Annotated in this window: 23 protein-coding genes; 8 read left to right on the forward strand and 15 right to left on the reverse strand. The window is 67.0% G+C overall.

Going from position 1 to position 25,828, the window contains the following annotated elements; genetic code table 11:
- Positions 1-24: 24 nt before the first annotated feature.
- From FMZ75_RS05000 to FMZ75_RS05030, 7 genes are all read right to left on the reverse strand, one after another.
- Complete coding sequence (locus FMZ75_RS05000) at positions 25-402, reverse strand: 6-carboxytetrahydropterin synthase (protein WP_142864473.1); 378 nt, start codon at positions 400-402, stop codon at positions 25-27.
- On the reverse strand, positions 399-1,031 hold the full coding sequence (queE, locus tag FMZ75_RS05005; RefSeq protein ID WP_166141547.1) for a 7-carboxy-7-deazaguanine synthase: 633 nt from the start codon (positions 1,029-1,031) through the stop codon (positions 399-401). The genes FMZ75_RS05000 and queE overlap by 4 nt, the downstream gene beginning before the upstream one ends.
- An 88-nt stretch (positions 1,032-1,119) precedes the next feature.
- Positions 1,120-1,443 carry a type II toxin-antitoxin system RelE/ParE family toxin gene (locus FMZ75_RS05010; RefSeq protein WP_166141548.1) on the reverse strand — a complete coding sequence of 108 codons (324 nt, stop codon included), beginning with the start codon at positions 1,441-1,443 and terminating at the stop codon, positions 1,120-1,122.
- Position 1,444: 1 nt separating this feature from the next.
- Entirely contained in the window at positions 1,445-1,678 is a 234-nt protein-coding gene (locus FMZ75_RS05015) for a hypothetical protein (RefSeq protein ID WP_142864476.1), read from the reverse strand.
- Positions 1,679-1,739: 61 nt separating this feature from the next.
- Complete coding sequence (locus tag FMZ75_RS05020) at positions 1,740-2,105, reverse strand: cytochrome c (RefSeq protein ID WP_142864477.1); 366 nt, start codon at positions 2,103-2,105, stop codon at positions 1,740-1,742.
- A 139-nt stretch (positions 2,106-2,244) separates the two neighbouring features.
- Positions 2,245-3,678, reverse strand: coding sequence for a HAMP domain-containing sensor histidine kinase (locus FMZ75_RS05025; protein WP_166141549.1), 1,434 nt, complete (start codon positions 3,676-3,678; stop codon positions 2,245-2,247).
- Positions 3,675-4,394, reverse strand: coding sequence for a response regulator (locus FMZ75_RS05030; protein ID WP_108916238.1), 720 nt, complete (start codon positions 4,392-4,394; stop codon positions 3,675-3,677). Before FMZ75_RS05030 ends, FMZ75_RS05025 begins: the two co-directional genes overlap by 4 nt.
- 314 nt (positions 4,395-4,708) lie before the next feature.
- Between FMZ75_RS05030 and FMZ75_RS05035 the strand changes: the two genes are divergently transcribed.
- Positions 4,709-6,031 carry an MFS transporter gene (locus FMZ75_RS05035; RefSeq protein WP_207783290.1) on the forward strand — a complete coding sequence of 441 codons (1,323 nt, stop codon included), beginning with the start codon at positions 4,709-4,711 and terminating at the stop codon, positions 6,029-6,031.
- An 18-nt stretch (positions 6,032-6,049) separates the two neighbouring features.
- Here the strand turns inward: FMZ75_RS05035 and FMZ75_RS05040 are convergent, their stop codons facing one another.
- The 4 genes from FMZ75_RS05040 to FMZ75_RS05055 form a co-directional block, all read right to left on the reverse strand.
- Positions 6,050-7,339, reverse strand: coding sequence for an O-antigen ligase (locus FMZ75_RS05040; RefSeq protein WP_166141550.1), 1,290 nt, complete (start codon positions 7,337-7,339; stop codon positions 6,050-6,052).
- Positions 7,336-8,304: a glycosyltransferase family 2 protein gene (locus FMZ75_RS05045; RefSeq protein WP_142864480.1), complete on the reverse strand. Its 969-nt coding sequence runs from the start codon at positions 8,302-8,304 to the stop codon at positions 7,336-7,338. Before FMZ75_RS05045 ends, FMZ75_RS05040 begins: the two co-directional genes overlap by 4 nt.
- Positions 8,301-10,100 (reverse strand): hypothetical protein, encoded by a 1,800-nt coding sequence (locus FMZ75_RS05050; RefSeq protein ID WP_166141551.1) that lies wholly within the window; start codon positions 10,098-10,100, stop codon positions 8,301-8,303. The genes FMZ75_RS05045 and FMZ75_RS05050 overlap by 4 nt, the downstream gene beginning before the upstream one ends.
- A 471-nt stretch (positions 10,101-10,571) precedes the next feature.
- Positions 10,572-12,773, reverse strand: coding sequence for a TonB-dependent receptor (locus FMZ75_RS05055; protein WP_166141552.1), 2,202 nt, complete (start codon positions 12,771-12,773; stop codon positions 10,572-10,574).
- A gap of 214 nt (positions 12,774-12,987) precedes the next feature.
- Between FMZ75_RS05055 and ykgO the strand changes: the two genes are divergently transcribed.
- A complete protein-coding gene (ykgO, locus tag FMZ75_RS05060; RefSeq protein ID WP_018264215.1) occupies positions 12,988-13,113 on the forward strand; it encodes a type B 50S ribosomal protein L36 in 126 nt (41 codons plus the stop codon).
- Between the two features lie 72 nt (positions 13,114-13,185).
- Here ykgO and FMZ75_RS05065 read toward each other — a convergent pair whose 3' ends face one another.
- The gene (locus FMZ75_RS05065; RefSeq protein ID WP_166141553.1) at positions 13,186-14,118 is read right to left on the reverse strand and encodes a histone deacetylase family protein; all 933 of its coding nucleotides are present in this window, start codon (positions 14,116-14,118) and stop codon (positions 13,186-13,188) included.
- A gap of 241 nt (positions 14,119-14,359) precedes the next feature.
- On the opposite strand from FMZ75_RS05065, the gene FMZ75_RS05070 reads away from it, so the two are divergent.
- Together FMZ75_RS05070 and FMZ75_RS05075 are read left to right on the forward strand one after the other, a co-directional pair.
- Complete coding sequence (locus FMZ75_RS05070) at positions 14,360-14,974, forward strand: L,D-transpeptidase (protein WP_142864095.1); 615 nt, start codon at positions 14,360-14,362, stop codon at positions 14,972-14,974.
- A 76-nt stretch (positions 14,975-15,050) separates the two neighbouring features.
- Positions 15,051-15,341, forward strand: coding sequence for a DUF559 domain-containing protein (locus FMZ75_RS05075; protein ID WP_166141554.1), 291 nt, complete (start codon positions 15,051-15,053; stop codon positions 15,339-15,341).
- A 63-nt stretch (positions 15,342-15,404) separates the two neighbouring features.
- Here FMZ75_RS05075 and ribB read toward each other — a convergent pair whose 3' ends face one another.
- On the reverse strand, positions 15,405-16,487 hold the full coding sequence (gene ribB / locus FMZ75_RS05080) for a 3,4-dihydroxy-2-butanone-4-phosphate synthase (RefSeq protein WP_142864093.1): 1,083 nt from the start codon (positions 16,485-16,487) through the stop codon (positions 15,405-15,407).
- Between the two features lie 280 nt (positions 16,488-16,767).
- On the opposite strand from ribB, the gene FMZ75_RS05085 reads away from it, so the two are divergent.
- Complete coding sequence (locus FMZ75_RS05085; protein ID WP_166141555.1) at positions 16,768-18,024, forward strand: Hsp70 family protein; 1,257 nt, start codon at positions 16,768-16,770, stop codon at positions 18,022-18,024.
- Positions 18,025-18,031: 7 nt separating this feature from the next.
- Here FMZ75_RS05085 and FMZ75_RS05090 read toward each other — a convergent pair whose 3' ends face one another.
- Complete coding sequence (locus FMZ75_RS05090) at positions 18,032-19,384, reverse strand: ATP-binding protein (RefSeq protein WP_166141556.1); 1,353 nt, start codon at positions 19,382-19,384, stop codon at positions 18,032-18,034.
- Positions 19,381-20,043 (reverse strand): response regulator transcription factor, encoded by a 663-nt coding sequence (locus FMZ75_RS05095; RefSeq protein WP_142864090.1) that lies wholly within the window; start codon positions 20,041-20,043, stop codon positions 19,381-19,383. The genes FMZ75_RS05090 and FMZ75_RS05095 overlap by 4 nt, the downstream gene beginning before the upstream one ends.
- Positions 20,044-20,175: 132 nt before the next feature.
- Between FMZ75_RS05095 and FMZ75_RS05100 the strand changes: the two genes are divergently transcribed.
- The 3 genes from FMZ75_RS05100 to FMZ75_RS05110 are packed head-to-tail and all read left to right on the forward strand — an operon-like array spanning position 20,176 to position 25,772.
- Positions 20,176-21,300, forward strand: a complete 1,125-nt coding sequence (locus tag FMZ75_RS05100; protein ID WP_166141557.1) for an efflux RND transporter periplasmic adaptor subunit — start codon at positions 20,176-20,178, stop codon at positions 21,298-21,300.
- A gap of 12 nt (positions 21,301-21,312) precedes the next feature.
- On the forward strand, positions 21,313-24,453 hold the full coding sequence (locus FMZ75_RS05105; protein ID WP_166141558.1) for an efflux RND transporter permease subunit: 3,141 nt from the start codon (positions 21,313-21,315) through the stop codon (positions 24,451-24,453).
- Positions 24,450-25,772, forward strand: a complete 1,323-nt coding sequence (locus FMZ75_RS05110; RefSeq protein ID WP_246728772.1) for a TolC family protein — start codon at positions 24,450-24,452, stop codon at positions 25,770-25,772. The genes FMZ75_RS05105 and FMZ75_RS05110 overlap by 4 nt, the downstream gene beginning before the upstream one ends.
- Positions 25,773-25,828: the final 56 nt, after the last annotated feature.

The following is a 25,828-nucleotide window of genomic DNA, read 5'->3' on the forward strand; positions in this document are numbered from 1 at the left end:
CGAGGCGACTCGGGCAGGCTTTTTTCATGGCTTTTTCAGCACGCAGCCTTCGTTGCAGGTGTCGCGGAAAATGCCGACCTCGTGGATCGCCGGCAGCGAGGGCTCGAGGTCCTTCCATATATAGACGCAGAGATTTTCGAGCGTCGGCTTGCCGAGGCCTTCCAGCTCGTTGAGGAAGGAATGGTCCAGCCGCTCGCGCAGCTGCTGCAGCCGCGCGCCGAGCTTGCCGAGATCCATGACCCATTCGTCGCCGTCCTGGCGTGGGCCGCGCAAAGTCACCCGCACGCGGAAGGAATGCCCGTGCAGATTGCGGTATTTCCCGCCGGTCGGGTGATCCGGGTCGTAGAGGGCGTGCGCCGCCTCGAAGCAGAACTCCCGATAGACTTCGAACAGAACCGTCATCTCACCCCGATGGCCTTATGCGTCTGATGCGAGAACCGCCAGCGCGGATGCGCGAGGCAATAGTCGATCGCCGCTTTCGTATTGCGCAATATGTCCGGCCCGTCCATGGGCTGGAGCAGGAAATGGTCGAAGGCGAGCCCCTCGAACAGCTCCGGCTCCGCGCCTTTTTGCGGATAGACGAGCTTGAGCTCGTCGCCCCTGGTCTGGACCAGCGGCGCGCCCGCCTTGGGGCTGACGCAGATCCAGTCTACCGCAGGCGGGACGGGAATCGTCCCATTGGTCTCGACCGCGATCTCGAAACCCTCGGCATGGAGCGCATCGAGCAGCGCGGCGTCGATTTGCAACAGGGGCTCCCCGCCGGTCAAGACGACGAAACGCCGCTCGCGGTTTTCGCCCCAGAGACGCGCCAAATGCGCGGCGAGAGCGGGAGCCTCGGCGAATTTGCCGCCGCTTTCGCCGTCGACGCCGACGAAATCCGTGTCGCAGAAGCGGCAGTCGGCGGCGTCCCGGTCGGCCTCGCGGCCGCTCCACAGATTGCAGCCGGCGAAACGGCAGAAGACGGCGGCCCGCCCGGAATGGCGGCCCTCCCCCTGCAGCGTCTTGAAGGCTTCCTTGACCGCATAGGCCATGGTTTCATGTCCCGTGGAGCAATCGGGACTGATTAGTGCCTCGCGCGGCGGGGGTCCAGCGGGGCGAAATTTTTCAAGCCTCGGGATCTCAGTCGAATGGCTCAGGGAGAGCTTCGATGTCGCGAGCGCCGTGAATAATATGGACGACATATAGGTGGCTGCGCGGGCCGTCCTGATCCGCATAACGCAGCAGTATCACATAATTTCCGAAGGGAATGCTGCGATAGTCTCGGCCGAGCTCCGGCCTCGGCCGGCCGAGTAGGCCCGGCAGGGATGCGAGCTTCTCACAATAAGCGACGAGCCTATCGACGAAGTTTTCCGCCACGGAGCGACTGCCGCTCTCGCGGGCGATATGGGCGGCGATTTCCGCCAGGGCGCGGCGAGCCGCAGCACGATAGACGAGCCGGGTCACGTCAGTGGTCTGACGTCCGCTCCTCGGCGGCGAGACGATCGCGCGCGAAGCGCTTCACCTCGTCGCCGCCGAACGCTCCGCCTTCCGCCTCGGCCGCGGCCAATTCGGCGCGCAGCTCGGATAGCTTGATGCGATCGACGGCGTAGCGGATCGCCTCTTCCGCGCTCGCGAAGCGGCCGGCCGCCAGCGCGGCTTCCACCCATTGGGCGGCGTCGGGGGTCAGTTCGACCTTCATGAGCGGCTCCGGCCGAGGATCATGGGGCATGAGCCTATCATGGAAGGCGCCCTCTGTCGCTTCACCCGTTCTTCGGCCGTTCATAGCGGTCAATGCCCTGCTCCGGCTCGCGCGGGCGCGGGTCGAGGCTGCGGATATAGGAGACGATATCGTCGATCTCCCGCCGCGACAGATGCATGTTCGGCATTTTGGGATGCGGATCGACGAGGAAATTGGCCAGAGCTTTGGCGTCCGTGCGGCGCTGAGCGACGTCGGCGAAGGAGGGGGCGTCGGCGTTGGCCGTCTTCTGGGCGCTCGTCACCACATGGCAGGCGGAGCACCAGCGCTCGGCGATGCGCTTGCCATGGGCGGCGTCGCCGGCGGCGGCCGGCGCGCAAAAGCCCGCGGCCAGGGCCAGCGGCGCAAAGAGGCGACGCGAGAGTTTCATGCGGGGCTCCTCCTCGGTTTCGGCGCGCCGGGCGGCGCGCCCGACTCGCAGAAGAACCATGAGACCACGAATCCGCGCCGCCGAGAATCGCGGGGCGCGCCGAGGGGCCGCGACCAGACAGCGCAGGCGCGGGCGCCGATCAGGCCGCCCCGGCCTCGGCTTTTTCGGCCGGCCGCAGCGTCACCCTGGCGACCAGCCCATGCGGCTCGCGGTCCAGCAGGCGGAGGGAGCCGCCGGCCTCCTCGACCAGCGCGCGCACGATGGAGAGGCCTAGGCCGAAGCCGGCGTGCTCATTGAGATTGCGCCCCGGCCGGCCGCGCACGAAGGGCTCGACGACCTCGTCCTTCTCCGCGTCGGGAATGCCCGGACCATCGTCGGAGACGTCGATCTGGACGCCCTCAGCCGCGCCGCGCGCCACCGATATGACGACGTGGCGCCCATGGGCGACGGCGTTCTCGATGAGATTGGCGAAGACGCGCTGCAGATCGGTGAGCGAGCCGATCACCATGCGCCGCCCGTCGCCCTCATAGGCGACGTCATGGCCGAGATCGGCGAATTGATCGGCGACCGTCTGCAGCACGCTGTCGAGATCGACGATCTCATGCGTGTGGCGGTAGCGCTCCTCGCGCAGGAAGAGGAGGTTCTTGTAGAGCATCGAATCCATGAGATCGACGTCATGCAGCATTTTGGCGCGCAAGGCCTCGTCGTCGATGAATTCGGCGCGCAGCCGCATTCGCGTGATGATCGTGCGCAGATCATGGCTGATCGCCGCCAGGACGCGCGAGCGCGCCGCGATCATCGAATAGATGCGCGCCTGCATTCGGTTGAGCGAGCGCGTGAGATCGCGCACCTCCTGCGGGCCTTTTTCCATCAGCGGCTCGCTCTCGCCCGAGTCGCTCGGAAATTTCTCCGCCCTGTGGGCGAGTTCGACCAGCGGCGCGACGACCGCGCTCGAGGTCCAGAACGTCAATATGGCGGCGCAGATGAGGAAGAAGAACGCGGAGGCGAGCCAGACGCCTATCATCGGCGGCGCGAGAGGCCGCCCCGGACCACCCAGCGGCGGCGGCGGCAGTTCCTCCGGCGGCGGCGCGCGCGGGCCGCCGTCGCCGAAACCCTCGCGTCGCCCTTCGCGCGAAACCGGCGTGAGCGTCAGATAGCCGCCTTTGTGCAGCGCTACGGCGAGACGACGGCCGTCGGGCGCGATACCGAAGACCTCCGCGCCGGGCCACAGGCGCCCGCGCAACGCGGTCGGCGAAGGCTCGGCGCCGGCGGCCCGAGCCGCGGGCGGATGCTCGGCGGCGAGGCTCGGCCGCAGTCCATGGGCGAGATCGTCGAACGCGGCGATGAGCCGCTCGCGGTCGGCGACGGATGCGAGATCGAGGGCCCAGGCGAGAGCGGAAGCGGTCTCGACAGAAGCGACATGCGATCGCTCCTGGCGCGCATGTCGCTCGACGTGGACGAATTGCACCGCGATCGTCACGCAGAGGTGGAACAGCACGATGGAGGCGAGCACCAGAATGGCGATCTGTCCGGCGAGATGATCGGGCCGCAGCGTGCGCCAGAATCGTCTCACGCGCGCACCACCTGCGGCGTGAACAAATAGCCCTCCGAGCGAATGGTCTGAATATAGCGCGGATTTTTGGGATCGCTCTCCATCTTCTGGCGCAGCCGGCTGATGAGCACGTCTATGCTGCGCTGGAAGGGGCCGGCGGTCGGTCCATGCGTCAGATCGATCAGCTGATCGCGCGTCAGCACGCGATTGGGCCGCTCGCACAGCGCATAGAGAAGATCGAATTCGGCGCTTGTCAGCGCCACTTTGGTGCCGGCGGGAGTCGTCACCTGATGCGCCATTATGTCCACGCGCCAGCCTTCGAAGAGATAATAGCGCGAGCTCGTCTCGTCGCGGCCGGCGAAGGCGGCGCGCGCGCGGCGCAGCACGGAGCGGATGCGGGCGAGCAATTCGCGCGGATTGAAGGGCTTCACCAGATAATCGTCGGCGCCCATCTCCAGCCCGAGAATGCGATCGACATCCTCGCCCTGCGCGGTGACGATGACGATCGGCAGATTGCGGTCGGCGCGCAGCCTGCGGCAGATGGAGAGGCCGTTCTCGCCCGGCAGATTGAGATCGAGGATCACGAGATCGAACTCGCGCCGCGCGAGCGCGGCGTCCATCGCCGCGCCATCGGCGACGAGGGCGACGTCGATCTGATGGGTCTGCAAATAGCGAGAAATCAAATCGCCGATTTCGGAATCGTCCTCGACCAGGAGAATTGCGTCTGTCTTGGTCACGTCGAGCGCACCTGCGGGGTCGCGCGGCGGCGTGTCCGTCGCGTCGGATCGAGACCTATCCCGCGAATATGTCTCGATCGTTTCCAGGTCGAATCCAGGGAGGGCGCGAGCAAGGCGTTTTTCCGCCATTTTTGGGACGAGCCGTCCTCGCTCGCGAAACGGCGCGCGGCGGAGCGGAAAAGCGGCGGAAACGCGGGATCGCCTTTGCGGCGCTTCGCGCGGGTTCGACGCGCTGATTTGCGTCGAAGACGGGGCCGGCCCATAAGTCTCTCGCGCCTCGCCTCTCGCGACATGGCGCGAGAGGCGAGGACGGATTGGCTGACGCGCGCGAGGAAACGCTCGAGGAGGAGAGCCTCGCCGAGGCCGCGCGCCGGCTGAAGGCGATCGTCATCGGCTCGCTCGGCAATCTCGTCGAATGGTATGATTTCTACGTCTATTCGGCCTTCTCGCTCTATTTCGCCAATTCTTTCTTTCCGGGCGACGATCCGGTCGCGCAAATGCTGTCCGGCGCCGGCGTCTTCGCGCTCGGCTTCTTCATGCGGCCGATCGGCGGCGCGCTGTTCGGCGAGATCGGCGATCGGTTCGGGCGCCGGCGCGCGCTGACGCTGTCCGTTCTTTTGATGTGCCTCGGCTCGCTCATCGTCGCCGCCACGCCCGACTATGCGAGCATAGGCGAGGCGGCGCCGGCGCTGCTCCTCTTCGCGCGGCTGCTGCAAGGGCTCAGCCTCGGCGGCGAATATGGCTCCTCCGCCGCCTATCTCTGCGAGATGGCGGCCTCGCGCCGGCGCGGATTCTATTCCAGCTTTCAATATGTCACGCTCATCGGCGGACAGCTGACGGCGCTCATCGTGCTGCTCGTGTTGCAAAATCTCGTCTTCACGCCGGAGGAGTTGCGCGCCTATGGCTGGCGCGTTCCTTTAGCCATCGGCGCGGGACTGGCGCTGTTCGCGCTGATCATGCGGCGCGATCTCGAGGAGACGGAGGCTTTCGCTTCCGAGGCCGCGCCGCGGCAGCGCAGTTCCTTGCGCGCGCTCTTATCCTATCCGCGCGAGGCGGCGACCGTGGTCGGGCTGACCATGGGCGGCACGCTCGCCTTCTATGTCTACACCACCTACATTCAGAAGTTCCTGAAGCTCTCCGCCGGGCTGAGCGATGCGCAGACGACATGGATCAGCGCCGGCGCGCTCGTCTTCGCCATGGCGCTGCAGCCGGCCTATGGCGCTCTATCCGATCGCATCGGACGGCGCCCGCTGCTCATCGCTTTCGGCGTGCTCGGGACGCTCTTCACCGCGCCGCTGATGACGGCGATCCAGACCGCGCGCGATCCTTGGACGGCCTTCGCGCTGGTGCTGGCGGGCTGGCTCATCGTCGGCGCCTATACGTCGATCAATGCGCTGGTGAAGGCGGAGCTGTTCCCCGCCTCGGTGCGCGTGACCGGCGTGGCCGTGCCCTACGCGATCGCCGTCTCCCTCTTCGGCGGCACGGCCGAATATGTCGCGCTCTGGTTCAAGAGCGAGGGGCGCGAGAGCTGGTTCTATTATTATGTCAGCGCTGCGATCTTCTGCTCGCTGATCGTCTACGCGCGTATGCCGGAGACGCGCTCGGCCTCGCGCATAGACGCGGAGCGCATCCGCTGAGCGTCGAGCCGCAGCGGCTCAGGCGCGAATCCGGAACTCGGCGAGAAAGCGAATGCCGAAAAAGGCGAAGAGCATGGCGATCCAGCTCGGATTGGCGCGCTCGAACAAAAAGCTCTCGAGCGAGTTGAGATAGAGGCCGAACATCCAGATCTGCAGGAACAGCAGAGACATCGCCGGCTCGTCGCCGCGCGCGCAGACGCGCCGAAGGTCGCGCGCGGGCTGCACGATCAGCGCCGCGAAGGTGAAGGCCAGTCCCGGCAGGCCCATGGCCAGCACAGTGTCGAGATAGCCGTTATGCGCATGGGCGGCGTTGCCGGCCCAGATCGTCGTGTCGTCGCCGCCGAAACGCAGCGCCGCCGTCGCCCAGAACGCGCCGAGCCCATGTCCGAAGATCGGCGTCTCGGCGGCTTTCGGAATGGCGAAGGTCCAAATGTCGGTGCGGCCGGTGAAGGTGGCGTCGAGTGGCAGCGCCGCGGCGATGGCGCCGAGCTGCGGGGAGAGAATGGCGCCTATGCCGAAGAAATTCAGCAGCGCCAGCGGCGAGAAGACGATGATCGACCACAGGACGACATTGCGCGTGCGCTCGGCGAGCAGGGAGAGGGTGATCGTCGTGAGACAAATGGCGGTGGAGCTCTTGCCGCCCGAGCACAGCACGAAGACGAGCGAGAGGATGAAAATCGTCGATCCCTCGACCGTGCGGCCGGCGCGCAGCACGAAAATGCCGATGAAGGTCAGCATGGAGAAGACGGCGCTGGCGACATTCTTATGAGCGAAGATGCCGCGCCAATCACCGGCGAGCTGCGGCTCGCCTATGTCGGTCGCCTGATGGATCGTGTAATTCGGCAGGAAGACGAGGCCGAAATAGGAGAGGCCGACGATGATGAGCGCGACGATGCTGAGCAGCTTGGCGAGATCGTCGCGGCCGCGCGGCAGCAGAAACAGCGAGAGGCAGCAGGTCCCGACGCAGCCGAGCATCGCGACGCGCTTCAGCGAGTTGGAGATTTCGTGCGAGGTGACGAGCGTCACGCCGATCCAGCCGGCCAGCGCGATATTGGCGGGCGTGGCGAGCGCGGCGAGCGCCTGCCGATCGGTCCGCCAGATGTAGAAGAAGGACCCCGCCGCCATCAGGCCGAAAGCGGCGTAGATCTGAAAATCGCGGCCTTCCGCCAGTTCCAGCGTCTCCGGTGAAGCGAGATCGGCGAAAGGCGAGAAAGTGATCCAGCCGACGAGCAGAATCACGCAGAACAGGATTCCGCGGCCGTCGATCTCGTCCAGTCCCCCCATGGAGGAGGCGCTCATATCCGTCATGAGGAATAGCGATAGGGTTGCGGCGTCGCCCCCACCGAGGCCAGCAGCCGGCCGATCGCTATGCCGATCGGATGGGTGGCGGCGAGCGGATGCTTGGAGTCCCGCAACATGCGCAGCGCGCGTTGCAGCGAGACCGGGCCGAGAGCGAGATTCTTGGCGATGAGCAATAGGCGCTGACGCAGGCTGCGCGCGGCGAGGCGATCGATGCTGTAATTGATCGCGCCCGTGGCGAGGCTGCGGCGCAGCACCCAGCCGAGCGCGAGCCGGCCCGGCGTCACCTGCTCATAGATCTGCGCCTCCTGGCGCCAGAAGAAAGTGAAGCCGGCGCGGCGGCAGCGGGTGAAGAATTCCGTGTCGCCGCCGCCGAGAAAATTGAATCTCGGATCGAGCGCGGGCTCTGCGAGGCCGTCGAACACCTCGCGCCGCAGCAGGCAATTGCCGGTGCCATAGATGATCGGCACCGGGCCGGTCGCGCCGAAGGCGGGCCAGAACACCGGATGATCGCGGAAGGCGGCCTTGGCCTCCTCCGGGAAGATGGGCGTCACCGGGCCGCCGACGATGTCGGCGCCCTGGCGGGCGCTGGCGACCATCTCCTCCAGCCATTGCGGCTCGGCGCGCTCGTCGTCGTCGATCATCAGGAAATATTCGGCCGCGGGATAGCGCTCCCGCGCGAGGCGAAAGGCCGCGTTGATCGCATGGACATTGCCTTGGCGCGGCTCCACCGCGGCGACGCCGGAGAGGCGCCCCTCGCGAAAGAAGGATTGCGCCACATCGAGGCCGACCGGCGCGGCCGCGTCATTGTCCACGACGACGACGGCGAAGGCGACATTCGTCGCCTGCGCTTCGATCGACTCCAGCGTCGTCCGGAGCATTTCGGGACGGCGGAAGGTCGGAATGCAGACGACCGCCTCGAAACGAGCGGCGTCGGCGATGGATTCGAGGGGAAGTCGAGAGGCTCGTGTCATTCCAGATTCGTCGTCAGAGTGAAGGCGCCGAATGTCGCCATGGTCAGAGCGCCCGCCATCGCTCTGCGATCGTCGCGGCCGGGATCCGCATCGCGGTCGGCCGCCAGGAGAAAAAAACTCATCTTCTCCAGCAGCGCCTCTCGCGAGAGCGCCGAAGAGAGGGCGTGATCGGCGCCGTCGAGGACGTCGACCGCGACATTGGGAAGATTTCGCAAGAAGCGCGCGTCCGGCCCGAAGCAGACGTTCATCTCTTCTCTGCCGACGTCATGGTCGCCATGCAGCATGAGGATACGCACGCCGCGCGCCGATAATCGCGCGAAGTTCGCCCGCGCCTCGTGCGTCTTGCCATGCGCGAGGCCGAGGCGTTGCGCGAGCGCGACGGCGAAGGCCGAACCCTTGCGACGCAGCAGCGCCGATGCGATGTCGAGGAGCTTGGCGAAAGCGACCTCGCCATTGACGACGCGCGCCCAGGCTTTGGCGCTCATCGCCTTGGCGACATAAGTATGCGTCGCCGCAAAGCCCATTTCGAGCAGCTTCTCGCGATCTTCGCCCTCGACCCTGCCGAAGACCTGGAGATTGGCGAGCGCCAGAGCCGTCACGCGCGTATCTGCGAGGGCGGCGTAGAGCGCCAGCGCCGCGCCGCTGCACACGCCATAGAGCGTCACATTCTCGAGGCCCCGCATCTCGAGGAAGTCCAGCGCGGCCGAGACGTCTTCCGCGCGCGCCGCGTCATAGAGAGCGGAGCGTGGCCCGTTTTCGACGACGGCGGAATCGCCTATGCCGAGCGTGTCCATGCGCAGCGAGGCGAAGCCGAGGCGCGTCAGCGCGCGAGCGAAATCGACGGTGGAGCGGCCGCAGCCGATATGATGATTGGCGCCGGTGTCGAGCAACAGCACGGTCAGCTTCGGTTTGCCGCGCGGCAGGCACAGCACGCCGGCGAGCTGTCGACGCTCGCCGAACACGACGCCCCGCTCGACGAAATGCTCCGTGGCGAGCGCGCCTTGCGGCGGCTGCGAGATCAGCGCCCGGCCGGCGCCCTCGCCGGCGAAGGCGACGACGGCGTCGAGATCGGCCAGCGGCGGCGGCGGCGGCATGGGCGCCGGAGTCAGCGCGCGATAGTCGGCGAGCTCCCGCGTCTCGACATGCGCGCCGAGCGATCGGAGACGCTCGAGGAATTCCGGCGCCGGCCTGGCCGCCGGATCGTGCAGCACGAGCACACGCTCGGCCGGCGCGGCCTCGAGCCGCGAAAGATCGATGCGCTTGATCGCCGCGGCCATGGGCTGCGTGATCGTGAATCCTTCGAGGTGAATATCGTCGCTGGCGGTGGCGGCGGCGATGCTCGCCTCCGGCGTCGGCCCGCTGGCCGCCAGCACGCGCGCCATCATTTTGAGCTCACGCAGATAGGACGAGCCCTTCGTCACGGGCGCGATCTGCACCAGACGTTCGACGCCGCCGACCTCGGCCGCGAGCGCCGCGCCGAGACGCAGGCCGACGAGCGCGACCTCGCGCACGCCGATCGCCTCGCGCATCCAGCGCACGGCGGCGCGGATTTGCTCGCGCCAGGCGTCGACGATCGCCGGATCGGCGGGATCGCCGAGCGAATCGCCCTCACCCGGATAATCGAAGCGCAGAGTGGGAAGGCCGGCGGCGGCCAGACGATCCGCCAGCACGCGCCAGGACTGATGCGCGCAGAGCCCCTCATAGCCGATGGAGGCGCACATCACGACGCCGCGGTCGCCGTCCGCATGATGAAGCCAGCCGAAGCTCTCGCCAATGGCGACGGGGGTAAAATTCATTTCGTCGACTCGCTCACTTTCACGCATAATCACACCTGCACGCATAATCACACCTTCACGCATAATCACACCTGCTCGGTTTAAGGCTTTCGTCCGCACGCGGCGATCTATTCCTCGGCTCAGGCTTTCCATTCGGTTCAAATCGGCGCAAAAAAGCGCCCTCTGCGCGAATGAAGAAGAAACCATGCCAGAATGCGCCCCGCGGCGGCCGGCGCGATTCTTCGAGCTTTTTCTGCGGCCGCCGCTCGCGCGTCCCAGAATGGCGCAGCGGCTCCCTTCGATCGACGAGGACAGCAGCGCTCATGCTCGCCTGGCGGACTGTCGTCTATTTCGCGGCGATCTTCGGCCTGCTCGACGCGATCGTCTTCACGCGCGTCTTCGCCTTCACGCCCACGGACGTCGCCCCTATGCTCCCGTCGCTCTCGCGGAAGCGCGGAGCCTCGGCGCGCGCGCCCGCCAGAGCCCTATGGTCTAAAACACGAAATTGGCGAACAGCCGCACATTGGCGCCCGGCATCGGAACCTCGTCCTTCTTGTAAGACACGCTGTTGCGTATGTCGGCGTTCAGCAGATTGTCACCGACGATTCCGACGGTCATCTCGCGCGCCGGGAATTCGCCCTTGGGCAGAGCGACCTTATAGCTGATCTCGGCTTTCAGCAGATTATAGCCCTTGGTCGGCGTCTCGGCGATCGTCGCAATGTTGTTCTGCGGAAAGGCGTGCAGATAGCTGACGCGCGCCAGCCAATTGGAGTCGCGCCAGAATAATCCGCCGCCGAGGCGCACGGGCGGAATGCGCGGCACATTGGTTCCGTCCGCGAATGTCGCGCGCACCACGTCGAATTTATTTTCGACGCCCAGGATTCCACCGGCGACGGAAAGCGCGTCCCATTGGCTCTGGAACTCGCCGCCGCGGAAAGTGGCGTCGCGCTGCGAATAGAGCGCCTGATTGAGCGCGCCGCCGCCGCCGGCCGGCGAGCAGCTGTCGAAATCCTCGGCGCAGGTCTCACCAGAGAGGCGGCGATAGATGAAGCCGTCGAAATGCGTGTAGAAAAATGTCGCCTCGAAGCGGAATGGCCCTTTGGCGCGGCGCAGGCCGACCTCGACCGAATCGGCGGCCTCTATGCCGAGCAGCGGATTGCCGATGTCGAAAGTTCCCGTCGCCTCATGGACGCCGTGCGAGAACAGTTCCGGCCCGCGCGGCGCGCGCTCGACATGCTGCGCCGTCACGCTCCCGACCGTGTCGAAAGGCAGGTCCTGCAGCAGGCCGATCGCTAGGCTCTTCGGCGTGAAATGGCGATCGTATTTATAGGCGACCGTCGGATCGACGAAGAGATCGGGCGTCTGCCCGGTCGTCTCGACATTCTCGATGCGGCCGGCGAGTTGCAGACGCAGCGAATTGGTGAGCTGGAGCTCGTTGAAGAGATAAAAGGCGATGCTGCGCGAGTCCGTGGGGTCGAACAGAGCCGATTCGACGCCCGGCGAAGTCAGCCGCCGATGCGCGCCCTGCACGCCGAGCGCGGTGGTGAGCTTGGCGAAGCGCAGATCGAAAGGCGCGAGTTGCGCCTCGAGCCGCGCCTCCTGCTCCTGATTGGTGAAGGTCTGCTGTATGCCCTCGAAGCCGCCCTCGAAGGCGACTTCGTTATGCTTGTAATCCGTCGCGCCGGCCCAGAGGCGAATGGCCTCGATGAAGGAGGCTGGCGGGCGATATTCGCCTTTCACCGCCACTTTCGTCTGCCGTAGCTGGATGCGCGTGCGGCTCTCCGTCGCATCCATGCCGGGAATGCGATAGGTGCTCTCGAATTGCGTGACCGAGGCGCCGAAAAAGCCGCGGTCGAAAATATAGGAACCGCCGGCGGACCACCCGCCGGAGCGCATATAGGAATTTGGCTGACGTCCGAAGACGAGCGGCGCCGGATCGGTCGGCGAGAGATAAGGGTAAGCAGGGATTGCGTAATCGCTGGCGCGGCGGCCATGGGCGTCGGCGTGCAGAGCGAAATTGCCCTGCCCGACATCGACGAGAGCCGCCTGCTCCAATCCCGCATCCACAGTGGAGACGGCGCTGCGCGTCTCCAGCCGCGTGCAGGGGCCGGGGAGCCGCTCGTCGCCGCGGCAGGGCAGAGCCTCGGGAATGCGATTATTGGCGGCGTCGACGACGCCGCCGATCGCCTGCGAGCCCCAGCGCAGCGTGGCCGGGCCGCGCACCACCTCGACGCGATCGGCGGCGAGCGGATCGAGCGGGACGCCATGATCCTCGCCGAGCTCGGAGACGCCGCTGGAGCCGAGGCCGTTCTCCTGAATGCGGACGCGATGCGCGTCGAGGCCGCGCACGATCGGCCGGCTGGCGGCGCCGGGCGCGAAGCTCGAGCCAGTGACGCCGGGCTTGTCGAACAGAAGATCGCCGAGCGTCGCGCCGCCGGAGCGGCGAATCTCGTCGGAGTCGACGAGAGTCACCGTGGCGAACTGATCCGCGACGATGGGGAGCGCGCCGCGCGTCTCGGCCGCGGCCGGCCGCTCCGTCGAGGGGGCGCGCCGCTGGATCGGGCTCGACGCGGCGATTTCTATGTCGGGCAGAGCCTCCTGGGCCCGCGCCGCCTCGGGGCCGAGCGCCGCCGAAAGAACGGCGGCCGAGAGAACGCCGGCCGAAAGCGCGAAGCGGACAGATGATTTTTCCATGGATCTCGCCCCCGAGACTCGATGTTATAACATTACGTAGATATGCGCCCGAGGCTCCGCTGCTGTCAATCTGCCGAGGCGCAGCGCGGGATCGAATTGGCGAAGGGAGTCGTGCGCAGGACTTGATCGCGGAGCCGAAATCGGGCATAGGCTGCGCCCACGAGGCGCTGGGCGGTGATCCCGGCTATGTGTAATTTTGCCCGGGGATCGACCGATGAAAGTCCGCAATTCGCTGAAATCGCTGCGTGCGCGCCATCGCGCCAACCAGCTCGTGCGCCGCAAGGGCCGCGTCTATGTGATCAATAAGGTGCAGAAGCGCTTCAAAGCCCGCCAGGGCTGAGCCTTCGCCTCCTGTCCTGACGGCGCGCCGCCTCGCAGCGGCGCGTTTTTTTGTCTGTGAGGTTCTGGTCTGTCAGGCGCCCATCAGCGCCAGCACATGCGCCGCCGCCGAGCGGCCGAGCGCGGCGAGATCATAACCGCCCTCGAGCAATGAGACGACGCGCCCGTCGGCGCTGCGCAGCGAGGCGTCGATGATGCGCTTGGTCGCCTCGCTATAATCGCGCTCGGTGAAGCGCAGCCCGCCGAGCGGATCGTCCCTATGGCCGTCGAAACCGGCCGAGATCAGCACCAGATCGGGCGCGAAATTTTTCAGCCGCGGCAGGATGCGCGTCGTCAGCGCCTCGACGAAATCATCGCCCGTCGCGCCCGCGAAGAGCGGGGCGTTGACGATCTGATCGAACTCGCCGGTCTCGCTCGTCGCCCCCGTGCCGGGATAATAGGGCGCCTGATGGGTGGAGCAGAACAGGACCTGCCGATCCGCCCAGAACGCTTCCTGCGTGCCATTGCCGTGATGCACGTCGAAATCGACGATGGCGACGCGCTCCGCCGCGCGGACGGCGATCGCATGGCGCGCGGCGATGGCGACATTGTTGAAGATGCAGAAGCCCATGGGCGTCGTCGGCCCGGCGTGATGGCCGGGCGGTCGCACGCAGACGAAGGCCGTGTCCGCCGCCCCTGTCATCACCTCGTCCACGGCCGCCACAGCCCCGCCGGCCGCATGAAAAGCCGCCACGAGCGAATCGGGACACATCAGAGTGTCGGGGTCGAGCGCGACGAGGCCCTCGCGCGGCGCGGCCTTCTCGATCGCCCGCAAATGGCTTTCGGGGTGAATGCGCAGCAGCGCCTCGCGCGGCGCCGCGGGCGCGGCGAGACGAATGAGATGCTGGAAACGCTCGTCCTCGAGCGCGCGTTCTATGGCGCGCAGCCGGTCCGGCTGCTCGGGATGACCAGCGCCCATATTATGGGCGAGGCCGCTCTCATGTGCGACGAACAGGGTCCTCGTCATGGCCAGCCGCTCTCGACTCTCGCTAAAGGAAGTTGCCCTGCAAAAAAAGCCGGCGCCCTTTTAGCACGTCGCCGCCCCGGGCGGGCGCCGGAAAAATTCTCGAGAAGCGCCTTGCCTCCTCCGCCGCCGTTGCGCCGCGGCAACAGCTCGGGAATTATTCATCGCCGACGTTTTCGTTCGGTAAGATTATGGTAAGCAAATTCCTAAATAGCTGTTTTGGGCGTTGAGAAAGGGCGCGTTCATGGATTCGAGGCACGGTTTCGTCGCAGTGGGTCTCGCTCTGGCGCTCGCCGGCTGCAATGCCGTCGGAGCGCCCCGGCTGCCCGATCCGCAGCTCAGCGGGCGCGACGCACAATTCATGGCTCTGGTGCCGACGGCGGACGTCGGCGCGGCCTATGAGCGTTATCTGGTCGATTTCAAAACGAGCGAGCCGCCGGGCTCCATCGTCGTGGATACGAAGAACAAGTTCCTCTATCTCGTGGAGCCGAACGGCAAGGCCATCCGCTATGGCGTAGCCACCGGCCAGGAGGCCTATGGCTGGACCGGCCGCGCCGTCGTCGGCGGAATGCAGGAATGGCCGCGCTGGATTCCCCCCAAGGACATGCTGGAGCGCTGGCCGCATCTGCAGCCGACGGCCGACGCCGGCGGTCTGCCCGGCGGCCCGGACAATCCGCTCGGCGCCCGCGCTCTCTATCTGTTCGAGAACGGCAAGGACACGCTCTACCGCATTCACGGCACCAATGAGCCGGAGAAGATCGGCCAGAGCGTTTCCTCCGGCTGCATCCGAATGCGCGACATAGACGCGATCGACCTCTACGGCCGCGTCAAGATCGGCGCCAATGTCGTGGTGATCTGAGGGACGATTTCTCCCTCTCCCCGCGAGCGGGGAGAGGGTCGGGGTACGGGCGGCGCAGACGCCGGCGGAAGAGCGCTTGTGGGGCGCGCTCAGAGCGCGCCGCCTCGCCGGCTATAAATTCGTCCGCCAATTGCCGATCGGGCCTTACTTCGCCGATTTCGCTTGTCGAGACGAAGCGCTCGTCGTCGAGGTCGACGGCGCGACGCATTCCACTGACGCGGAAATCGCTCGTGACGCGCATCGAGACCGTTTTTTGCGCGAGGCGGGGTTCCGAGTTCTTCGCGTCGCCAATGACGAAGTATTTCACAATCTCGACGGCGTGAAAGAGACGATTCTCACGGCGCTGGAGCGGCGAGAGACATTGTAGCCTCCGCCCTGGCCCCTCACCCCGACCCTCTCCCCGCGAGCGGGGCGAGGGAGTCTGGATTCGCTAATCCAGCGGCTCCACCGCCACGATCTCGATCCCGAAGCCCGAGAGGCCCACATAGGTGCGCGGCTTGGCCTTGGAGGTGCGCAGGCGGATCGAGGTGACGCCCAAGTCCTTCAAAATCTGCGCGCCGAGGCCGACGTCGAGCCATTGCGCCGTGCGCGCCTCCTCCGAATTGCTGCCACCCGAGACGACCGGATTGACCGGAACGCCCGCCGCGCCGTCGCGCAGATACACCAGCACGCCGCGCCCCTCCGCCGCGAAACGCTCCATCGTGCGGCGGATAGCGTCCGCGCCGCCGAAGACGTCGGCGATGATGTCGGCGCGATGCAGCCGCGCCGGCACGCCCTTGCCGTCGCCGATCTGCCCGACGACGAAGGCGAAATGCTGCACCGGATCGAAGGCGCTGACATAGGCGTGGCAGGTCGCCTCGCCGGCGAAGGTCTTGACCGGAAAGGAGGCGACGCGTTCCACCAGCTTCTCGCGCGCCTGGCGGTAGGCGATGAGATCGGCGGTGGAGACGAGCTTCAGCCCATGTGTGGCGGCGAAATCGACGATCTGCTTGCCGGACATCACCGTCCCGTCGTCATTGGCGAGCTCGCAAATGACGCCGACCGGCGGCAGGCCGGCGAGGCGGCAGAGATCGACGGCGGCCTCGGTATGACCGGAGCGCATCAGCACGCCGCCCTCCTTGGCGATGAGCGGGAAGACATGGCCCGGCCGCACGAAATCATGCGGGCCGCGATTGCCATTGGCGAGCGCGCGCACCGTGTTGCAGCGCTGCTCGGCCGAAATGCCGGTGGTCAATCCCTCGCGCGCGTCCACGCTGACGGTGAAGGCGGTGCCGAGCGGCGCGTCATTGGCGGCGACCATGGGGGCGAGATGCAGGCGGCGCGCTTCTTCCAGCGTCAGCGGCGCGCAGACGATGCCGCAGCAATGGCGGATGATGAAGGCCATTTTTTCGGGCGTGCAGAGCGAGGCGGCGACGATGAGGTCGCCTTCGTTCTCGCGGTCGTCGTCATCGGTGACGACGACGATCTCGCCGCGCCCGATCGCCTCTATGGCCTCGGTGACGGAATGGGACAAGGGGGAGGCTCCGCTATGGCCGGCGCAAAGGCGGCCCGGCGCCCGTTTCTACTCCCCTGCGCGAAGGGATTCAAACCGTCCCGCGGGCGGCGCGAGGCCGCGGCCGGCATTTGCGAAATCCGGCAAAAAAATGCAGTTTGCCGCCGATTCGAACGGCCGCGCGGCGACGCGGCCCGCCGGACGCCCTGCCGCCTCTACGAAAATGGCCGATGCGCGATGCGCGGCGCGGATTTTTCCGTCCGCGCCGAGGCCGGCCGACGAATGACATAAGGACAATCGCGTGCGCCTCGCTTGCGGAATCGATTTCGGCACCTCCAACTCCTCCGTCGGCCATATGGCCGGCGGCGAGCCGAGGCTCGTTCCGCTCGAGGGCGACAGCGTCTCGCTGCCGAGCGCGATCTTCTACCCCGCCTATGGCGGCAAGCTCGGCTTCGGCCGCGCCGCCATCTCGCTCTATATCGATCGCGAGAACGGCCGGCTGTTTCGCGCCATCAAGAGCATTTTGGGCGGCTCGCTGATCCACGAGACCACCGCCGCCGGCGGCAGGCGCGTCGCCTTCACCGCGATTTTGGGCAGCTTCCTGCGCCATTTGAAGGAGAAGACCGAGCTGAGCGCCGGCGCCGCCATAGACAACGCCGTGCTCGGCCGCCCGGTCTTCTTTGTCGATGACGACGAGGCCGCCGATCGCATGGCGCAGGAGCAGCTCGCCGCCGCCGCCCGCGCGCAGGGATTCGCGGAGGTGCTCTTCCAATATGAGCCGATCGCCGCCGCGCTCGATTACGAGCGGCGCATCGAGCGGGAGGAGATCGCGCTGATCGCCGACATCGGCGGCGGCACCTCCGATTTCTCCATTGTGAAGGTCTCGCCGAAGAACAGGCGCAAGATCGACCGCAAGGACGACATTCTCGCCAATGCCGGCGTCCATGTCGGCGGAACCGATCTCGACTATCGGCTGAGCCTCAAGCAGGTCATGCCCTTGTTCGGCTATCAGACGCGGCAGAAGAAACGCCCCGAGCTCGATCTGCCCAATGGCTATTTCCACGATCTCGCGCAATGGCATCGCATCGCCTTCCTCTACAACAACAAGAGCCTAGAGGAATTGAAGCAGCTGCGCGCCATCGCCGGCGAGCCGGAGAAGGTCGAGCGTTTCATCAAGGCCATAGACGATCGCGCCGGCCATCGCGTCGCCGGCGATGTGGAAGGGGCGAAAATCATCCTCTCCGAATCCTCGACGGCGATGATCGATCTCGCCTATGTGGACGAGGCGCTGATGATCGAAACGTCGCGCGCGCTGTTCGAGGAGACGATCGCCAATGAATGCCGCAAGCTCTCCGATTGCGTCGCGCGCTGCCTGAAGACGGCGGGCGTGAAAGCGGAAGAGGTCGATACGGTGTTCTTCACCGGCGGCAGCACCTTCATTCCGGCGATCGAGCGCGCCTGCCTCGTGCATACGCCGCAGGCCAAGATCGTGCGCGGCGATAAATTCGCCAGCGTCGGCGTCGGGCTGACGATCGATTCGGGATTGAAATTCGGCTGAGCGGCGCTCAGCCCGCCGCAGGAAATTCGGCGGCGCCGGATAAATCCACCTCCACACGCAGCCCGCCGAGCGAAGAGCGCGAGAAGCGCATGTCGGCGCCATAGGCGTCGAGAACGTCCTGCACGATGGCGAGGCCGAGGCCGGCGCCGCCGGTCTCGTCGAGACGGCCGCCGCGACGGCGGATCAGCGCCTCGCTGCCCTCCGGCAGGCCCGGCCCGTCATCCTCGACGACGAAGCGACCCGCCGAGGCCGAAACGCGAATGCGCGCGCGCGCATGGCGCGCCGCATTCTCCATGAGATTGCCGAGGATTTCCATCAGATCGACGCGATCGACGGCGACGCGCAGATCCGGCGCGATGCGCATGTCGAAACGCGCCTCCGTCCCCGCCGAGGCCAAAGTGCGCGCCAGCGCATCCACCACTTCCGCGACCGGCGTCGGCGCGCCGCCCCGCGCGAGGCCGCGGCTCCTCGCCCGCGCCAGCTCGCGCGCGACATGGCGATGCATGGCGTCGCCGATGCGGTCGAGCGAGCGGGCGATCTCCGTCTCGCCCTTCTCGCGCAGCAGGCGAGCGTCGGCGGCGAGCGCGGTGAGCGGCGTCTTCAGCCCATGGGCGAGGTCGGCGGCGCGATTGCGCGCGCGCTCTATCTCCTTGTCGCGCTCGTCCAGCAGGCCGTTCACCTCGTCGATGAGCGGCTGCACCTCCGGCAGGGCCAGCGCATCGAGCCGGCGGCGGCGGCCCTTGGCGATCTCGCCCACCGCCGCGCCGAGCCCGGCCAGCGGCGCGAGGCCGAGCCCGACCTGAATCCAGGTGGCGAAAGTCAGCCCGACCGCGATGAGAAACAGCGCCGCCACGAGCTCCGTCGCGAAAGCGTCGCGGGCGCGGACGACGCCGGCCAGATCGAGCGCCACCAGAACGCGAATGCGGAGCGCCGACACGCCGCCGAGCGCAATGCAGCGCTGCCCGCCGAGCAGCGCATTGCCCCAGGGCCCGCGCAGGCGGTGATAATAAATCCGATCCGTGGCGGCGCAGCCGGCCGGAAACTCGAGCGCCTCTTCGCCGAGCGAGGCGGAACGCTCGACGTCGCGGCCGTCGTCGCTCGCCACCTGCCAATAGAAGCCGGAGCGAAAACGCGCGAATCGCGGGTCCGGCGTCGCCGTGATGACGCGCAGACGCCCGTCCGCATCGACGGCGAGATCGGAGACGAGCTGGCGGACGTAGGTTTCTATATCGTCGTCCATCGTGCGTTCGACGTGATGCTCGAACAAGAGCACCAGCACGAAGCCGGCCAGCGCCAGCGCGCCGGCGATGGCGGCCGCTCCGAAGAGGAACAGCCGCAGGCGCAGCGAGCGCGTTCTCATGCGTCGAGATCGGGCATCGAATAGCCGAAGCCGCGCTTGGTCTCGATCGCCTGCGCGCCGAGCTTCTTGCGCACGCGGCCGATCAGCACTTCCACGGCGTTGGAGCTCTGCTGGTCATGGCCATAGACATGCTCGGCGAGATCCGATTGCGGAACCACCTGCCCGCGCCGATGCAGAAGATAGGCGACGAGGCGATATTCGATCGCCGTGAGCTCGACGGTCGCGTCATCGACCTTGATCGTCATGCTGCGCTCGTCGAGCGAGAGCGCGCCATTGCGCGTCACCGAGGAGGCGTGGCCGGCCGAGCGGCGGATGATGGAGCGCAGCCGCGCCAGCAATTCCTCTGGCTGGAAAGGCTTGGGTAGATAATCATCGGCGCCCGCGTCTATGCCGGCGACGCGCTCGCTCCAGGAGCCGCGCGCGCTCAGGGCCAGGACGGGGGTGCGGCGGCCCTGCTCGCGCCAGCGCTCGAGCACGGCGAGCCCATCGAGGCCGGGCAGGCCGAGATCGAGAATGACGGCCGCGAAATTCTCGGTGTCGCCGAGAAACCAAGCCTCTTCGCCATTGGCGACGGCGTCGACGACATAGCCCGCCGCTTGCAGCGCCTTCGCCACATCGCGGGAAATGCGCTCGTCGTCTTCCACCAGCAAAATTCGCATGTGTCGGCGCTGCGATGCTATGATCCGCTCGAACATGGGTCGTCGCGCCAGCGTCGAGTTCGAGCTCGTCAGCTTTTCGTCAGCTTCGATAAGCGAAATTGCGCCCCGACGCAAAGACCGGTTCCAGGCGGAATGAAAATACAAAAGTTTCAGCATCTTGCTTTCGCTGCCGGCCTCGCCGGCGCGCTTTTCGCGAGCGCGGCCGTCGCCGCGGACGAGATCGCCATTCCGCTGCGCGACCAGGATGTCCAGGCCGCGGGCATAGAGACCAAGCCGGTGGAAAAGAGCTCCGGCTCGGACGAGCTGGTCGCGCCGGGAGTCGTGGCGGTTCCGCCGCAGCAATTGCGCATGGTGGCCGCTCCCGCCGCCGGCCTCGTCGAGACTATTCTGGTCTCGCCGGACGAGGAGGTGAAGGAGGGCGACCCCATCGCCACCTTGAAATCCTCCGAGCTGATCGAGGCGCAGCGGTCCTTTCTGCAGGCCGCCGCCGATGCGGCGCTCGCCACCGAAAAGCTGCGCCGCGACGAACAGCTATATAAGGAACGAATCATCGCCGAGCGCCGCCTGCTGGTGACGCGGGCCGAGGCGGCGCAGGCGCGCTCGCTGCTCGACGAGCGCGGCCAGCTGCTGGCGCTCGACGGCATGAGCGAGCAGGCGATCGAGACCTTGCGCAAGGAGCGCAAGCTCGGCGCGGCCCTCACCGTGCGCGCGCCCGTGTCCGGCGTCATCCTCGCCCGCCACGCCACTGTAGGCGACCGCGTGATGGCCGCCGCTCCGCTCGTCACAATAGCGCGGCTCAAGCCGATCTGGGTCAATCTGCAAATCCCCACCGGCCGCGCCGCCGCCCTGGACCGCACGGATAAGGTCGTGCTGCCGAGCCATGGCGTCGAAGGCAAGCTCATCCGCATCGGCCGCACCGTCGATCCGGCGACGCAATCGGTCACTGCGGTCGCGGAATTCTCGCCCGGCAAATCCCCGATTCGACCGGGACAGGCGGTGCAGGCCATTCTGCGCATCAAAGGAACGGGCGGGACGCTCTGGCGCGTGCCGGCCGACGCCGTGGTCCATTATCGCGACAAGGACTGGGTGTTTCTGCGCTCTGCGGATGGTTTTCGCGCCGTGCCGGTCACCCTCGTCTCGGAGACGCCGCAATCCGCGTCGATTCAAGGGCCGCTCTCGGCCGCAGATCAAGTGGCGACGCGCGGAATGCTGACCCTGCTCGCCGAGCTGGCGGCCAAGGATCCGAGCGCTAAGTGAGCGAAAGGCGACATGCTCGATAAACTCATCAAAGCGGCGCTCGGCCAGAGGCTTCTCGTCTTTCTCGCTGCGATCGCTCTCGCGGTCTGGGGCGCGAACGCCTATTCCAAGCTGCCGATCGACGCTTTTCCCGATGTCGCGCCGGTGCAGGTGCTCGTCTCCATGCGCGCGCCCGGCCTGACGCCGGAAGAGCTCGAAAATCGCGTCACCGCGCCGATCGAGATCGCCGCGCGCGGCATTCCCAATCTCGTGCGTATGCGCTCGACGACGCGCTATTCGGTGGCGCTGCTCACATTCGAGTTCAGCGAAGGCACGGACATCTTCTGGGCGCGCACGCAAGTGAACGAGCGCCTCGCCTCGGTCGCCGACCAATTGCCGGCGGGCGCCTCGGGGGGCCTCGCGCCCATCGTCACGCCGCTCGCCGAAATGCTGATGTTCACCCTCGTCGGAGGCGGCCTCACGCCCGCCGAGCAGCGCAGCCTCGTCGATTGGACCATTCGTCCCGCGCTGCGCGGCCTGCCCGGCGTCGCCGACGTCAATGTGCTCGGCGGCTATGTGCGCACTTTCGAGGTCGCGCCCTCGCCGCCGGCCATGGCGGCGCGCGGCATCACGGTCAAGATGCTGAAGGACGCGCTCGAGGAGAACAACCGCAATGACGGCGCCGGCCGCGTGCGCGACGGCGAGGAGGCGCTGCTGGTGCGCGCCGAGGGACGGCTGCGCACGCTCGAGGACATACGCTCCGTCGTCGTCGCCGCGCGGCCGACCGGAATCGTGCGCGTCGGCGATGTCGCCGAAGTGCGCAATGGCGCTCTGGCCCGCAATGGCGTCACCACGCGCAATGGCGAGGACGAGGCCGTCTGGGCGCTGGTGCTGGGCCTGCGCGGCGCCGACGCCAGCACCGTCGTCTCCGGCGTCAAGGCCAAGCTCGAGGAGCTGAAACCGCGCCTGCCGGAGGGCGTAAAGGTCGAGATTTTCTACGATCGCAGCGAGCTCATCTCCAAAGCGGTGTGGACCGTGCAGAAAGTGCTGATCGAGGCCATCGTCCTCGTCGTCATTCTGCTGTTCCTCTTCCTCGGCAATCTGCGCGCGGCGCTCGTCGTCTCACTGATCCTGCCGCTCGCCGCGCTCTCCACCTTCGCCATCATGCGGCTCTACGGGCTCTCGGCCAACATCATGTCGCTCGGCGGCCTCGCCATCGCCATCGGCATATTGGTCGATTGCGCCGTCGTCGTCGTCGAGAATGTCGAGCATCGCCTCGCCGGCATGGAAAAGGCCGATCTGCAAGACCGCATTCGCATCACTTACGAATCGACGCGCGAGGTCGCCGGCCCGCTCGTCTCCGGCGCCGTCATCATCATCACCGTCTTTTTGCCGCTGCTCTCGCTCGAGGGGCTCGAGGGGCGGCTGTTCGCGCCGGTCGCGCTCACCATCGCCTTCGCCATGGGCTCGGCGCTCATTCTCTCGCTCACCGTGGTGCCGGCGCTGGCCGCCTCCCTGCTGCGCGCCGGCGGCAGCGACGAGCCCTGGCTCGTGCGCAAAATCTCCGCCTTCTACGACCCGCTGCTCGAGCGCGCATTGCAGCGCCCGATGGTCGTCGGCGCCGCCGTGACTGTCGGCCTCGCTCTGGCGCTGCTGGCCTCCAATCACATCGGCCAGACCTTCATGCCGGTGATGGACGAAGGCACGCCGGTCATCACCGTGCGCAAGCATCCGACCATCAGCGTCGACATGACCGCCGAGACCGACATGCGCATCGAGCGCGCGCTGATGGCGCGCGTGCCGGAGATCAAGGGCGTGATGGCGCGCGCCGGCGCCGACGAGCTCGGCATCGACCCCGTCGGCCTCAATGAGACAGACATGTATTTGACGCTCGCGCCGATGGACAAATGGCGCGAGCCGAACGTAGCCTGGCTGCTCGGCGAGCTGCGCAAGGTGCTCGACACATTCCCCGGCATTTCCTACTCCTTCTCGCAGCCGATCGACATGCGCGTGCAGGAGATGATCATCGGCGCGCGCGGCGACGTCGTGGTGAAAGTGTTCGGCGACGACATCGACGAATTGAACCGCCTCGCCCGCGAGATCGCCGGGACCTTGCGCAAGATCGAGGGCTCGCGCGACGTCTTCGCGCTGCAGAACGACGGAATGCGCTATCTCACCACGCGCATCGATCGTCTGGCCGCCGGCCGCTTCGGCCTCAACGCCAGCGAGATACAGGACGGCCTGCGCATATGGGTGGACGGAACGCAGGTCGGCCTCGTGCTCGAGGGCCCGGTGCGCACGCCGCTGGTCATTCGCGGCGATCCGGTGTCGCGCCGCTCGCCGGTGGATTTCGCCCGCGTGCCGGTCGTCTCCGCCGACGGCAAGGTGGTGGAATTGTCGCAGCTCGCCGACATTCGCGCCGAGAACGGCCCGATCCAGGTGATCCGCGAAGAGGCGCGGCGCTACGCCACCGTGCTCTCCAATGTCACGGGACGCGATCTCGTCGGCTTCGTCGACGAGGCCAAGGCCGCCGTCGCCAAGGAAGTGCATACGCCGCCGGGCTATGAGCTGGTCTGGGGCGGGCAGTTCGAGAATCAGCAGCGCGCCTCGGCGCGGCTCGCCATCGTCGTGCCGCTGGCGCTGGGGCTCATCTTCCTTCTGCTCTATCTCACCTTCAATTCCCTGTCGCAGGCGGCGCTCGTCTTCTGCAACGTGCCTTTCGCGGCGATCGGCGGCGTCATCGGCCTGTGGCTCTCCGGCGAATTCCTCTCCGTGCCGGCTTCCGTCGGCTTCATCGCGCTCATCGGCATCGCCGTGCTCAATGGCGTGGTGCTGATCTCCTATATCAACAAGCTCGTCGCCGAAGGCCGCGCCATACCGGAGGCCGTGCGCGAAGGCGCGCGCCGCCGTATGCGCCCGGTTCTGCTCACCGCGACCATCGCCGCGCTCGGCCTCGCGCCCTTCCTCTTCGCCAAGGGCCCGGGCGCAGAAATCCAACGGCCGCTCGCCATCGTCGTCATCGGCGGCCTCGTCACCGCCACCGCGCTCACGCTGCTGCTCTTGCCCATTCTCTACGAACGCTTCGACTTCAAGCGCCTGCTGCGCCGACGCGCCGCGACGCGCCCTCCCGCCTCGGCGACGCCGGATTCTCGCTGGCGGATTCAGCGCCGATGAAAACCATGCGCTGCATTCGTCCGCTTCTTACGACCACGCTCGTCCTTGTCCTCGCCGCGAGCGCGGCCGCGCAGACGAAGCCCAAGCTCGCCGTCTCGCCGCTGCCGCCGGGAATAGAGGCGAAACCCAAGCCAAAGCAGAAGCCGCCGGGCAAGCCCTTCGGCCTCGTGCTCACGCGCCATCTCGATCAGGCGATCGGCATAGATGCGCAGAGCGCCGCGCTGGAAGCGCAACGCCGCGCCGTGGCCTCGCGCTATGCCCAGGCCAATTCCTTCACGCCCGGCTCGCCCTACTTCGGCGGCTCGCGGCAGGAGCGCGTCAAGGGCAATGTGCAGGGCTATCGCGAATCCGAGCTCGAGATCGGAATGCCGATCTGGCTGCCAGGCGAACGCGAGGCGTATGAGCTCAATGTCACCGCCGGCGTCGCCGAGATCGTCGAGCGTCTGGCGCTGCGCCGGCTCGATGTCGCGGCGCTGGTGCGCGACGCCTGGTGGACGGCGCAACGCACGGCGAAAGACGCGGCCATCGCGCGCGATCGTCTGGCGACGGCGCGCGATATCGGCCATGACATGAAGCGGCGCGTCGAGCTCGGCGAAAACGCCGCGCAGGACGAATTGCTCGCGCGCAATGAGACGCTCGCCGCCGAGACGGAAGTGGCGCAGACCGACGCCGCCGCCAAGGCCGCGCGCGCCGCCTATGAGGTGCTGACCGACGGCGCCACGCCGGATGGAACGCTGGAGGCGCCATTGCCGGCGCGCCCGCCGGAGGATCATCCCGCGCTGCGCGCGCCGATCGCCGCGCTCGCCAAGGCGCAGGCGCAGATGCGGCTCATCGAGACGGGCTTCATCGACAATCCGGAGATCGCCATCTTCGGCCGCAATGAGCAAGGCACAGAGCCCGCCACCGAAGATCCGATCCGCTCCAACAATAATACGGTCGGCGTGCGCTTTCGCATTCCGCTGCCGACGCCCGGCCGCAACATTCCGCGCATCGCCGAGGCGCAGGCGGAATTCGACCGCGCCAACGCCGAATTCGGCCGCGCGCAGAGGCTCGTCGCCGCGGAGATCAACGCCGCCCGCGCCGCCGTCGCCGCGGCGCGACGCGCCGATGGCCTCGCCGCCAAGCGCCTTTCGGTCGCGACCGAACAGTTCGATCTCGCGCGGCGCTCCTTCCGGCTCGGCGAGATCAACGCTTTCGATCTCTACCGCGTGCGCCAATTGCAGCTCGACGCGCAGCGCGCGCGAGCGAGCGCCGCGATCGACCTCGGCGTCGCATTGTCGCGATTGAATCAAGCCTTCGGCTACGCGCCGACTCTGTGACGCTCTTTCCCTCTCCCCGCGCGCGGGGAGAGGGTCAGGGTGAGGGGCCTGGGCTT

The organism is Methylosinus sp. RM1 (assembly GCF_011378635.1).
GTDB lineage: Bacteria > Pseudomonadota > Alphaproteobacteria > Rhizobiales > Beijerinckiaceae > Methylosinus > Methylosinus sporium.

What these genes read in the sequence shown, in the direction of transcription:
- FMZ75_RS05000 (WP_142864473.1), bottom strand. Translation starts at nt 402, where the DNA reads ATGACGGTTCTGTTCGAAGTCTATCGGGAGTTCTGCTTCGAGGCGGCG.
- queE (WP_166141547.1), bottom strand. Translation starts at nt 1,031, where the DNA reads ATGGCCTATGCGGTCAAGGAAGCCTTCAAGACGCTGCAGGGGGAGGGC.
- FMZ75_RS05015 (WP_142864476.1), bottom strand. Translation starts at nt 1,678, where the DNA reads ATGAAGGTCGAACTGACCCCCGACGCCGCCCAATGGGTGGAAGCCGCG.
- FMZ75_RS05020 (WP_142864477.1), bottom strand. Translation starts at nt 2,105, where the DNA reads ATGAAACTCTCGCGTCGCCTCTTTGCGCCGCTGGCCCTGGCCGCGGGC.
- FMZ75_RS05040 (WP_166141550.1), bottom strand. Translation starts at nt 7,339, where the DNA reads ATGACGGATATGAGCGCCTCCTCCATGGGGGGACTGGACGAGATCGAC.
- FMZ75_RS05045 (WP_142864480.1), bottom strand. Translation starts at nt 8,304, where the DNA reads ATGACACGAGCCTCTCGACTTCCCCTCGAATCCATCGCCGACGCCGCT.
- FMZ75_RS05050 (WP_166141551.1), bottom strand. Translation starts at nt 10,100, where the DNA reads ATGAATTTTACCCCCGTCGCCATTGGCGAGAGCTTCGGCTGGCTTCAT.
- FMZ75_RS05055 (WP_166141552.1), bottom strand. Translation starts at nt 12,773, where the DNA reads ATGGAAAAATCATCTGTCCGCTTCGCGCTTTCGGCCGGCGTTCTCTCG.
- ykgO (WP_018264215.1), top strand. Translation starts at nt 12,988, where the DNA reads ATGAAAGTCCGCAATTCGCTGAAATCGCTGCGTGCGCGCCATCGCGCC.
- FMZ75_RS05065 (WP_166141553.1), bottom strand. Translation starts at nt 14,118, where the DNA reads ATGACGAGGACCCTGTTCGTCGCACATGAGAGCGGCCTCGCCCATAAT.
- FMZ75_RS05070 (WP_142864095.1), top strand. Translation starts at nt 14,360, where the DNA reads ATGGATTCGAGGCACGGTTTCGTCGCAGTGGGTCTCGCTCTGGCGCTC.
- FMZ75_RS05090 (WP_166141556.1), bottom strand. Translation starts at nt 19,384, where the DNA reads ATGAGAACGCGCTCGCTGCGCCTGCGGCTGTTCCTCTTCGGAGCGGCC.
- FMZ75_RS05095 (WP_142864090.1), bottom strand. Translation starts at nt 20,043, where the DNA reads ATGCGAATTTTGCTGGTGGAAGACGACGAGCGCATTTCCCGCGATGTG.
- FMZ75_RS05100 (WP_166141557.1), top strand. Translation starts at nt 20,176, where the DNA reads ATGAAAATACAAAAGTTTCAGCATCTTGCTTTCGCTGCCGGCCTCGCC.
- FMZ75_RS05105 (WP_166141558.1), top strand. Translation starts at nt 21,313, where the DNA reads ATGCTCGATAAACTCATCAAAGCGGCGCTCGGCCAGAGGCTTCTCGTC.
- FMZ75_RS05110 (WP_246728772.1), top strand. Translation starts at nt 24,450, where the DNA reads ATGAAAACCATGCGCTGCATTCGTCCGCTTCTTACGACCACGCTCGTC.